The following is a 10,874-nucleotide window of genomic DNA, read 5'->3' as shown; positions in this document are numbered from 1 at the left end:
GATCCGGCATCCTGGTCGGCCCGGAGGCCGCCATCGGGGGCAAGCCCCCAATGCCAGTCATTTAAGGCTTTTTGTAGGAGCGAGCTTGCTCGCGAAAAACGTCGACGATAACGCGTGCTTCCTGAATGAACGCGGTGCCTGTGAGTTTTTCGCGAGCAAGCTCGCTCCTACAGACCGGCATTGGGGCAAGCCCCCTCCCACATTTGACCGAGTGAGCCGTCAGCGTGGCGGATAGTTGGCGAGGATTTTCGCCACGGTGCTGCGGATGGCATTACTGCGGTCCTGCGGGTTCGGCGAACTGGCCATGATTTGCTCGTCACTGCCACGCCACACCAGTTTGCCATCCTTGCCGTCGAGCAGGTCGATCTGCAGGGTCGCTACCTTGTAGGAGATGTTGCGCGTTTCGTTGTACATCGGTGCGCCCCAGTAGCCATTCCATGGACCGCCCCAGGCACCGCCGTAGTTGGTGGTGACTTGTTGCTGGCGGTCTTCGACGATCAGATAGGCCTGCACATTCAGGTCGGCCTTGCTGCCGGGCGCGGCGGGGCGCAGACCGCGCTGGTCAAGCTGCTCGCCCACGGCCTGGCGGATGCGCTGCTCGGTGAGGTCGCTCTTGATGCGCGGATCATCCGGGCGGTATTGCAGCGCCGGATCTTTCCAGGCCCAGTTACGGTAGGCGCCAAAGTCGCGACTGGCGTCAAAGTCATGGTTGACCTGGTTACTCTGGCAACCGCCCAGCAGCAGGACAACGGCAAGCGTGGCGATACGACGAAACATGAGGGTTCTCCGATAATCGGTCCGGCTTCAGTTGAGAATAGCGCTTAACGCGGAGGATACGCGGTCATTGCCTTCTGCACGGCCTGGCGCAACGCATCGGCGCGCTCGCTGAGGCTGCCCTGGCTGCCCGTTTCGGCACTCGCGCTCCACACCGGCTGGCCGCTGCGGGCATCGAACAGATTGACCCGCACCACCACGACCTGCACTTCATAGGTACGCACCATCGGCACCGAGTTGTACATGCCGTAGCCATTACCATAGCGGTTGTAGCCGCCATAACCGTAGCCATAGTCATCCTGGACCTGGCGCAGGCGTTTCTCCAGACGCACATCGGCGCTGACCAGCAGGTCGGGCGCACGTTTGTCATGTATCGGGCGCAGACCGCGCTGGTCCAGCGCAGCGCTCACGGCTTCGGCCACCTGGGCCGAATCCGCCCAGGCGGTACCGGCCGGCAGTTGGCCATTACGCCAGGCCCAATTGCGGTAGGCGCCATAGTCGCGCACCGGCGCCGGGTAGGCGCTGGCATCAAAGGTGCTGGCCGCCTGGGCGGGGGCCGGCGGCATCGGCGCCGAAGCGGCCACGTAGGGGTTAGGGCCCGAACATGCCCCCAGCCCGAGAGACAACAGGATCAAACAGAGACGACGCATTTCGACCTCCGCAGACTGGGCTGCTTAAACCGGACGGCAAACCCAGTGCAAATAACGCCCAAGTCCGGCAAAGCTTGGGTGACGACGGTGAGCGAGTTCCATCTCCAACAGATCCTGCAGCTCGGCGCGCGCCTGGAATTCCACCGGCATATAGTCGTGGAACACGCGCACGCCACTTTGGCTTTCGACCTGCCACAGCCCTTCGAGTTGCGCCGCCAACTCCCGAGGGTCCAGCGGCTGTTGCGGCGTGAGGCTCTGCTTTTCGCCGGCCATATCGTTCTTGCGCATCTTGCGAAAGTGACCCTTGAGCAGGTTGCGATAGATCAGCGCATCGCGGTTATAGAACGCCAGGGACAACCAGCCGCCGGGCAGTGTCAATTGATGCAGCACCGGCAGGATCGCATGGGGTTCGGCCAGCCACTCCAGCACGGCGTGGCACAGCACCAGGTCGTAGGGCTCGGTGAGCTGGCCGAGCAAGTCTTGCCAGGGCGCATGGATGAACGTGGCGCTCTGCCCGGCGTCGGCGAAACGCTGGCGCGCGCCGTCGAGCATGGGCGCGGCGGGCTCGGCCAGGGTTACCTGATGGCCGCGTTCGGCCAGCCACAACGACATATGCCCCAACCCCGCGCCGATATCCAGCACGCGCAACGGGCGATCCGGCAATGCCTCGGTAAGATCGGCCTGCAACACCGCCAGGCGAATCGCGCCCTTGGCGCCGCCATAAATTTTCTCGGCGAAGCGCGTGGCCAACTGGTCGAAATGCCGGTCACTCATGGGCAAACCGCCGTTCGCTGTCGGCCAGCTTGGCGCGCACCACTTCGTTCATGTCCAGGCCCAGCTCACTGCACAGCAACAGCAGGTACAGCACGATATCGCCAACTTCCTGGCCGGCGTGAGCGAGCTTATCGGCCGGCAACTGGCGCGACTGGTCTTCGGTCAGCCATTGGAAAATCTCTACCAGTTCGGCCATTTCCACACTGGCGGCCATGGCCAGGTTCTTCGGGCTGTGGAACTGCTTCCAATCGTTGCTATCGCGGATGCGGTGCAGGCGTTCTGTGAGGTGTTCGAGGTTCATGCGTGGGGCTCCTGAATGGGTATAGCTTCAGGGGGATGGGGAGTGAAGGCAAGTGAATAGCTGTGTTGATCTTGAGGGCCTCATCGGGGGCAAGTCGAATCGTCGCACCGCCCCTCCCACAATTTTGAGCTGTGAACACTGTTCAAATGTGGGAGGGGGCTTGCCCCCGATGAGGCTCTAATCAACAACACTGAACTCAAGCCTGGCAGTCTGCCCGGCCTCATCCAACACACTGAGCTGATAGCGCCCCAACCGCTCGAAACTGGCATTGATGCTGTCCTGGTTGGCGCTATCCCCCAACGGCGCACCATTGAGAAACCACCAGCGCCGCCCGCTGCCGCCCAGTGCGGAGATTTTCAGGTGCAGCGCCTGTTGACTGGCAGCGGGCAAGCGCAGTTGGTCGCCCTCGCGCACGCCCACAATGGACAACGGCGAAGCGGCGGCCAGGGCCGGTGGCGGGCAATCCGGGTCGGCGGCCGGGATGCGCGCTTCACGGCGTTCCACCCTGGGCAGCCAGGGTTCCAGCGGCGCGGGCCACAGGGCGATATTCTTCGGCTCGGCGCCAGGGCAATGGGCATCCACGCGCAAACCCTTGGCGTTGACCCAGAGGTTTTCCATCAACCCCACGCTCAGCGGCTGATCCAATGCCTGCAAGGTCGGCGGCGTGGTGTTGTCCAGTGTCCAGGCAAACCGCTGGCGACGACAATTCGGGTCGCTGCGACTCATCGGCTGGCCCAGCGGCCAACAGATGGCCGCCACGCCCACATTGGCCGGCACCGGTTTGACCGGGGCGCTGATGCCGCGCTGGCTGTCGCGGTTGGTCAATACGTCATGCACCTGCAACATCAACGGCGCCGCCGATGCCAGGCCAAACTGCCCCGGCACCGGAGTGCCGTCCGGCCGGCCGATCCAGACGCCGATCAGATAACGCGGCCCGACCCCTATCGCCCAGGCATCACGAAAGCCATAACTGGTGCCGGTCTTCCAGGCCAGCGTCGGGCGTTGCACCAGTTCGGCCCGCGGGTCGCGGTCGGGGCGTGCCTGGCCGCTGAGAATACGCCGCACAATCCAGGCCGCCCCTGGCGACAGCAACGGGCGCTCGCGCAGCGCGTCATCCGGTTGCAGGCGCAGGGTGGCGCTCTTGCCGTCGCGGGCGAATGCACTGTAGCCGCTGACCAGCTCTTCCAGGCGGCTGCCCGCACCGCCCAGGATCAGCGCCAGGTTCGGCTCGGCCAGCGCCGGCAACGCCAGCGGCATGCCGCCGATGCGCATCTGCGCGGCAAAGCGTTTCGGCCCGTAGGCTTCCAGCAATTGCACCGCCGGCAGGTTCAGCGAGCTGGACAGCGCCGTGCTCGCCGGCACCGCCCCGGTAAAGCCCATGGAGAAATTGCCGGGACGGTAATCGCCGTAGCGTCGTGGCACATCCTGCAGCAGGGATTCGGAATGAATCAGGCCCTCGTCCAGGGCCATGCCATAGAGGAAAGGTTTCAAGGTGGAACCGGGCGAGCGCAGTGCGTTGATCATGTCCACATGGCCATAACGCTTGGCATCGTTGATATCCACCGAGCCGAGGTAGGCGCGCACCGCCATGGTGTCCTCCTCCACCACCAGGATCGCCGCCGAGGTATGTTCAGGCAAACGCGCACGCCAGCCCAGCAGCAGGTCTTCGAGGCGGCGTTGCAGGGTGGCGTCCACGGTGGTGCGGATCAGCGGCGGGCTGTCCGGCCGGTTCAGGCGGCGGGCGAGCAACGGGGCCAGGCTCGGTTCCTGGCGCGGTGCGAGCAACAGGGGTTCTTCCAGCGCCTCATCAACCGCCGATTGCGGCCACACTTGGAACTCGGCAAGCCGGCGCAGCACTTTATCCCGGGCCTGCTGGGCGCGTTGCGGGTGACGGTCCGGGCGCAGGCGGCTGGGTGCCTGGGGCAATACCGCGAGCAGGGCCGCTTCGGCGTGGGTCAGCTGCGCCGGGGATTTGCCCAGATAGGCCCAACTGGCCGCCGCCACGCCCTGCAACGTCCCGCCGAAGGGCGCACGGTTCAGGTACAGGTTGAGGATTTCGTCCTTGGACAGGTGCCACTCCAACTGCGCGGTACGCCACAGTTGCCGCAACTTGCCCTGCAGGGTGCGTGAATGCGGGTCGAGCAATCGCGCCACCTGCATCGACAAGGTGCTGCCGCCGGATACCACCCGCGCGCCGGTCAGGTTCTGCCACGTCGCCCGTACCAGCGCCAACGGATTTACCCCGGGGTGGCGGTAGAACCAGCGGTCCTCGTAGGTCAGCAACGCGTCCAGGTAATACGGCGAGACTTCGCGGGTGTGCACCGGATAGCGCCACACGCCGTTGGCATCGGCAAAGCGCCACAGTGGCGTGCCATCCTCGGCCAGCACCACCCGGGCCAGGTCGTCCTGGGGCAAGGGCAAGGGCCAGATACGGTCGGCCAGCCATAGCAGGGCAATGACCAACAGCAGGCTCGCCAGTGTCCAGCGGGCAACAAAACGCAAATTCAACCGGGTAAACCTCTATGCTTGCAGGGAACTAGCCTGTGGCAACAACGACCAAAGGCACAGTTACGCCCACCTTCTTATCAGGACACGCACATGCAGGTAGAAAGCTTTTTCGAATGGTTGGGCCAGGCGCTCGGCTCCGTCATCCGTTTTATCGTCGATGGCCTGAGCGGCCTGTTCGGAGCCTTGACCCACGCCGGCGGCAACTTTATCGATGGCTTGTCGCGCACCCTGGGCATGGACACCTCGATCATCAGCATCCTCACCCTGATCGTCGGGCTGCTGTTCCTGTACTCGGCGGTGCGTGCCTTTATGCGCGCCTCGGTCATTATCGGGATCATCTGGCTGATCCTGGGCCTGTGGTTGCTGAGCTGGGTTGTGCACTGATTCAACCAACACCGCACATTCCTGTGGGAGGGGGCTTGCCCCCGATAGCGGTTGCTCAGTCAATGTATCGGGTGACTGACACACTGCCATCGGGGGCAAGCCCCCTCCCACATTGATCTCCCTTCAACTTCAGCGATCAGCGGCCCTTGATCACCATATCCGCCGGGGTTTCACCCACCGCCTGCCAGTTCGGCCGATACATCGACTCCACCTGCGGCGGCGGCACGCGGTAGGTGCCCGGTGTCACGGCCCGTGCCAGGTACAGCAAGTGCGTGGTGCCGCCGTAACCGTCCAGGTTCATTGCCGCCACGTACCGGTCATCACGAAATTCCTGATGCTTGAGCGACGCGTTCTGCATCGACTCGCGCCACTCCTTCACCTGGCTGCTCGCATTCTCCAGGCTCGCCGCGCTTTGGGCCAGGTTCTGGTTTTCCAGTTCCAGGCCGGCGGGCAGCAGGTCGACCACCAGGGCGTCCGGCACGCGTTGCTTGGCGCTGACCGCCAGGTGCACCAGCACCAGGTCGCCGCTGTTGAGGCTATGCAGGTTCAGCGGCTGGCCGTTCATGCCCAGGTATTCACGACGGATGCTCAGGTTCTCGCCGCCCGCTGCCGGCGGCACTTGCGGATAACCGGAAATCGTCATCTGCTGGTACACCGGCGTGTCCCCCTGATTGCTCAGGCTCAAGTCGCCGGTCAGCAGCTTGTCATCCAGTTGCAGCGTCGATTGCTGGTTGTTCAGTTCACGCACACCACCACTGCCGGTCAGCGACACCTGCCAGTTCGCCTCTGGCTGGGCGAGCCCGAACCGCCCGGCAAGGAACAGCGAATTACGCTCCTGGGTCGACAGATACGGGCTGGCCGCCAACTGGTCCGAGAGCGTGAACAGGCGTTCCTCGCGCTTGCCCTTGGCCAGGTCATTTTCTTCCAGCAACGCCAGGATCATCGCCTGATCGCGCAACGGGCTGCCGTAGTCGGCCAGCCATTCCTTGGCGCTGCGCTGCGCGGCCAGACCGGCGAGCAGCGCCTGGTCCGCACGCGGCTGGTCGCCCATTTTCTGCAGGGCAATGGCCAACTGCACCAGGGGCAAGCCGGAACGCGCATCGCTGCGCCGCTCGAAGATACTGCGCAAGGCCCCCAGCGGCGCCTGCTGACTGCGCGCCAGGACCATGCCGGCGTAGGCCTGCACGGCAAAACGGGTGTGTTCGGCGTTGTCGCTGTAGTCGACTTCGATCAGGTTGCGCTCCTGCACATAGCGCAGCAGACGCTCACTGGCTTTCTTCAGCGCCTCGGCCGGTACCGCAAACCCCTGGTCGCGGGCGCGCAACAGGAAGTCGGTGACATAGGCGGTGAGCCAATATTCTTCCTCGCCGTCAGCGCCCCACAAACCGAAGCTGCCGTTGTAGCGCTGCATGCCCAGCAGGCGTTCGATGCCCAGCTCGATCTTGCGTTTACGCTCGGCATCCGCCTCGCCCTTGATGCTCAGGCGTTTAAGCAAGGCGTCATCGGCATACAGCGATGGGTACAGGCCGCTCGCGGTTTGTTCCAGGCAGCCGTAGGGATAAGCCTTGAGCGCACTGATCTGCGCGCCGAGGTTCAACGGCGGCCGGCTGGACAGGCTCAACAACGCCTCGCGGCCCGAGCTGTCGAACTGATCCAGCGTGCCCGACGGCAGGCTCCATGGCTGGTCCTTGAGCACGGCGCGGTAATGCTTGAGCAACGCCGGGTACGCAGGGCGCACGCCCAGGGTCCATTCACGGCTGAACGGCGGCAGGTTTTCACCCGGCAGGTCCAGGCCGCTTACCGTCACCTTGACCTTGCCGTTGCCCAAGCCGCCCCAGGCTTTCACCGGGATGCGCAGCGTGGTGCGCTGGCCTTGTTTCAACTCGAGGTTTTGTGCGCCGCCGTTGACCAGCTCCAACTGCCCTTCGGCGCTCAGTTGCACCTGCAGCTTCTGCGCCTTGCCCGACAGGTTGGACAGGTCCAGCGCCAGTGTCGTCTCGTCACCACCGGCCAGGAAGCGCGGGGCCGACAGCTCGGCAATCAACGGCGCGGCGATCACCGTCTTGGCTTCGGCCATGCCGTAGCGGTCATCGCTCCAGGCCTGGGCCATCAGGCGCAGCTCGCCGTTGAAATCCGGAATATTGACGCTGACTTCGCCCTCGCCCTGCTCGTTGAGCGTGACCGGCGCGCTTTGCAGGGCGACGATGGTCACGCTGGTGTCCGGGCGCTTGCCGCCCTTGGCCAGTGCCGCATCGCCCCCGAACGCCAGGCTGGCCAGACGGCCCTGTCCGGCTTCGATCAACTGGCCGTAGATGTCGAACTGGTCGACGCCGTAGGCCTTGCGGCCGAACAGGCTGGAGTACGGATCGGGGGTGGGGTATTCGGTGATATTGAGGATGCCCACGTCCACTGCGGCCACCAGCACATGCACCTGCTTGGGCACGCTGCCGTCGGCGTTTTTGGCGGCGATCTTCACCGTCAGCGGCTGTTTGGGGCGCATTTTTTCCGGCGCCGTCAGCGTCAGGCCAAGCTTGCGCTGAGTACGGTCCAAGGGCAGATGCAGCAGGCCCACCGCGCGTTTGGGGGTGATATTGGCTTTGCGCTCGCCGGGACGGATCACCAGCGCGCTCACGTACAGATCATGCCGCGACCATTTCGGGTCGAGCTTCACGGCAAAGCTTTTGCCTTCGGCCGGCACGTCGATTTCCTGCCACCACAGCGGCCCCTCGGCGGACTCCACCAGCAGATAACCTTTACCCGCAGCCGGCGGCGTGACGGTGACGTTGGCGGTGTCGCCATCGCCATAGGCGGGTTTATCCAAAGCCAGCTTGACCTGATCGGGGCGCACGGCGCCGCCTTCGGTGTTGTCCTGGGCCTGGTAGCCGGCCCAGAAGCGCAGGCTGCTGATCAGGCCGGTCTGCGGGTCTTCGACTTCGACGCGGTACGGGCCCCATTCAACCTGGAAGCTGACCTTGGCAGTGTCGCCGGCCTTGATGTCGAGGGTTTGTTCGTCGAGGTTGAGGAATTTCTCGTTGTAGTGATAGCTCCAGCCGTCATTGTCGGAGTAGTTCCAGTAATAGTCGCGGCGCTCGCGCACCAGACGCACCTTGAGATTCTGCGCGGCGAGTTTCTGGCCGTTCTGGTTGGCCACCAGCACTTCGAATTCCGCCGGTCCGTCGCCGTTGGTTTCAGTGCCGTCAAACAGCCCGCGCAGGCCCGGCAATTGCTCGGCCGGCCAGATCGGCTGTACCAGGCGCCGGGTGATCGGTCGGCCGCCGGACTCCTGCAAACTGGCCTGCACGATCAATTGCAGGGGCGACTTGGCCTCGGCCCATTTGCTTTCCAGGGTCAGCGCTTCCTGACCCTTGGCGTCCAGTGTGCTTTCGTCCAGTTCGAAATCCTGGCTCAGTTCCTCTTCGGTGACCGAGCCGAACTGGTAGCCCGGCAAGCTTTTTACCGCCTCGCGCAGCGGGCGCACATAGACCTGCCCGCTGACTCGATTGCCCGAGGCCGGCGCGCCGTACAGATAACGGCCATTGACCTGGATGACCGCGTCATCCGCCGGGCTCAGCGCGGTGTCGCTGCCCTTGAGCTCCAGCGCCAGGCGCTCGGGCAGGAAGTCTTCGACGAGGAATTCATACAGCTGCGGCTTGCCGTCGCCCAGGTCGAATACCAGTTGCCAGCGTCCGGTCGGCGCTTCGCCGGCCAATTGCAGCGGGTATTGATAGAGGCCTGAGGCGTCGGCCTCCCACACGAATTTGCGGCTGACCTGTTCATCGGGGCGCCGCACTTCGACGCTCACCGGTTGCGGCTTGACGGCGTTGCCATCCTTGTCGCGCAACAGGGCGTTGAGCAGCACGGTTTCGCCGGGGCGATACAGGTCACGCGGGCCGAACACAAAGAACTGCAGCGGATGGGACGGCTGACCACCGATATCGAACTCGGCCAGATCCAGCGCGGCACTGTCCAGGCGCAGCAAGCTGGTCTGTTCACCCTGCTTGGCCAGCAGCACCTGGGCTTTTTTCGGCAGTGGCAACTCGGCGTGGCCACCGTCTTCGGTCTTGCCCTGGCCGAGCACACGGCCTTCGGCATCGAGGATTTCCAGTTCGACGCCATTCAACGCCTTGCCGCCTTCCAGCGCCTGGGTAAACACATCCAGGCGATTGGCGTAACGGTGCACCGACAGGCCGATGTCACTCAAGGTAAACAAGGTGGCCGGTTGCGAATAGTTGTAGGTGCCCGAAGCACGCATCACCGCCAGGTACACACCGGGCTGCTGCAATTGCTTGAGGCCGGCAATCGGCAGCAACAGAGTCTCGCGGGTGTTGCGCGCCGGGTTCAGGTCGAAACGCCCGCCGTAGACCAGATCGGCCATCGGCAGCAGTTCGCGGGATTCGTAGCTTTGCAGACTGGTATTGCGCCCCCACTGCGCCAGGAACGCCGGCAGGGACTCGGCCTTGATGCGGAAGAATTCGACGTCGATCTTGTCGACGTTCAGCGCGATCACCGGCAGCCCCTCGGCCAGGCGCGTCGGCAACAGCGTGCCACGGCTGGCAAAACCCACGGTGGCTTGCAGGTCGCGGGTCTCCAGGCGGGCGGTGTACTCGGCGGCGAGGGTGTTGGCGTTGACCGCCTTGACCCCGGCGTCGACCGTCAGCACCAGCTTGCGCTGCGGCTCCAGGTGGCGCAGGCGCAATTCCATCAGGTTATCCGAGAGCTCCCAGGCGCCGTCGACCTTGCCCGACTTGCTGTCGACCAGATGGACTTTGTCGGCGAACTTCTGATCCGGGTCCAGGGGAATGGAGAAACTCACCGACAAGGTGCTGGCCCCGTCCAACTGCACCTCGGACACATCCACCACGCTTAACTCACGCCCGGCGTAACGCTGCTTCAACGCCGCCACATCCACCGCCGCCTTGGCCGGCTTGGGCGCCACGCTTGCCGCCGGGGCAGAGGGCGCGGACGGTTTATCGGAAGAATCGCAGGCGCTCAGCAGGGCCAGCGCACAGGCCAGGAACAATCCTTTGTTAAGCATGGGGCACTCGTAGTCAGAGGGGACCGGGGAGGTGAACTATATATCAGCGCCGCTCAAGCTGCTGTGGCGCCGATCACATTGACCGACGGAGGGAGTGTTGGTTTCTAAGGGCGCTTGAACCAAGCCAAATCCCACAGCCACTGAAGATCAAAATGTGGGAGGGCGCTTGCCCCCGATAGCGTTACATCAGCAACAAATCAGTTGCCTGACGTATCTACCCAACGCTGTAGCCCAACCGTAACCACGATGCGAAGCGAGTCGCTTTTGATCTTGATCTCAGGCGCCCCGTTAAACCACGCTGGCCGAACGCAGGCTTGAATCCGTGGGTAACCCGGCAGGACGCCGGGTTAGCCGCCCCGCGCCATGGATGGCGCGTGGCGGCGGCCCACGGATTCAAGCCTGCGTTCGGGCACACCGAGCCTAGGCGAGGTGCCGAGTGGTGGGGCAA

7 protein-coding genes are annotated in these 10,874 nt (G+C 64.2%); 1 reads left to right on the top strand and 6 read right to left on the bottom strand.

Going from position 1 to position 10,874, the window contains the following annotated elements; translation table 11 throughout:
* Positions 1 to 219 precede the first annotated feature (219 nt).
* From TU82_RS26900 to pbpC, 5 genes are all read right to left on the bottom strand, one after another.
* Positions 220 to 777 (bottom strand): DUF4136 domain-containing protein, encoded by a 558-nt coding sequence (locus tag TU82_RS26900; RefSeq protein ID WP_057726355.1) that lies wholly within the window; start codon positions 775 to 777, stop codon positions 220 to 222.
* A 44-nt stretch (positions 778 to 821) separates the two neighbouring features.
* Entirely contained in the window at positions 822 to 1,424 is a 603-nt protein-coding gene (locus TU82_RS26895) for a DUF4136 domain-containing protein (protein WP_057726353.1), read from the bottom strand.
* Positions 1,425 to 1,448: 24 nt separating this feature from the next.
* Positions 1,449 to 2,198, bottom strand: coding sequence for a methyltransferase (locus TU82_RS26890; protein WP_057726351.1), 750 nt, complete (start codon positions 2,196 to 2,198; stop codon positions 1,449 to 1,451).
* A complete protein-coding gene (locus TU82_RS26885; protein ID WP_057726349.1) occupies positions 2,191 to 2,499 on the bottom strand; it encodes a MazG-like family protein in 309 nt (102 codons plus the stop codon). Before TU82_RS26885 ends, TU82_RS26890 begins: the two co-directional genes overlap by 8 nt.
* A gap of 177 nt (positions 2,500 to 2,676) precedes the next feature.
* Entirely contained in the window at positions 2,677 to 5,007 is a 2,331-nt protein-coding gene (gene pbpC, locus TU82_RS26880) for a peptidoglycan glycosyltransferase PbpC (protein ID WP_057726347.1), read from the bottom strand.
* Between the two features lie 90 nt (positions 5,008 to 5,097).
* Between pbpC and TU82_RS26875 the strand changes: the two genes are divergently transcribed.
* Positions 5,098 to 5,391 (top strand): hypothetical protein, encoded by a 294-nt coding sequence (locus tag TU82_RS26875; protein ID WP_057726345.1) that lies wholly within the window; start codon positions 5,098 to 5,100, stop codon positions 5,389 to 5,391.
* A gap of 136 nt (positions 5,392 to 5,527) precedes the next feature.
* Here TU82_RS26875 and TU82_RS26870 read toward each other — a convergent pair whose 3' ends face one another.
* Positions 5,528 to 10,426 carry an alpha-2-macroglobulin family protein gene (locus TU82_RS26870; protein WP_057726343.1) on the bottom strand — a complete coding sequence of 1,633 codons (4,899 nt, stop codon included), beginning with the start codon at positions 10,424 to 10,426 and terminating at the stop codon, positions 5,528 to 5,530.
* Positions 10,427 to 10,874 lie beyond the last annotated feature (448 nt).

The sequence above is a fragment of the Pseudomonas orientalis genome (genome assembly GCF_001439815.1).
Classification (GTDB): Bacteria; Pseudomonadota; Gammaproteobacteria; order Pseudomonadales; family Pseudomonadaceae; genus Aquipseudomonas; species Aquipseudomonas orientalis.
Note: the sequence above shows the minus strand (reverse complement) of the source record. Positions and strands in the feature narration are given on the sequence as shown.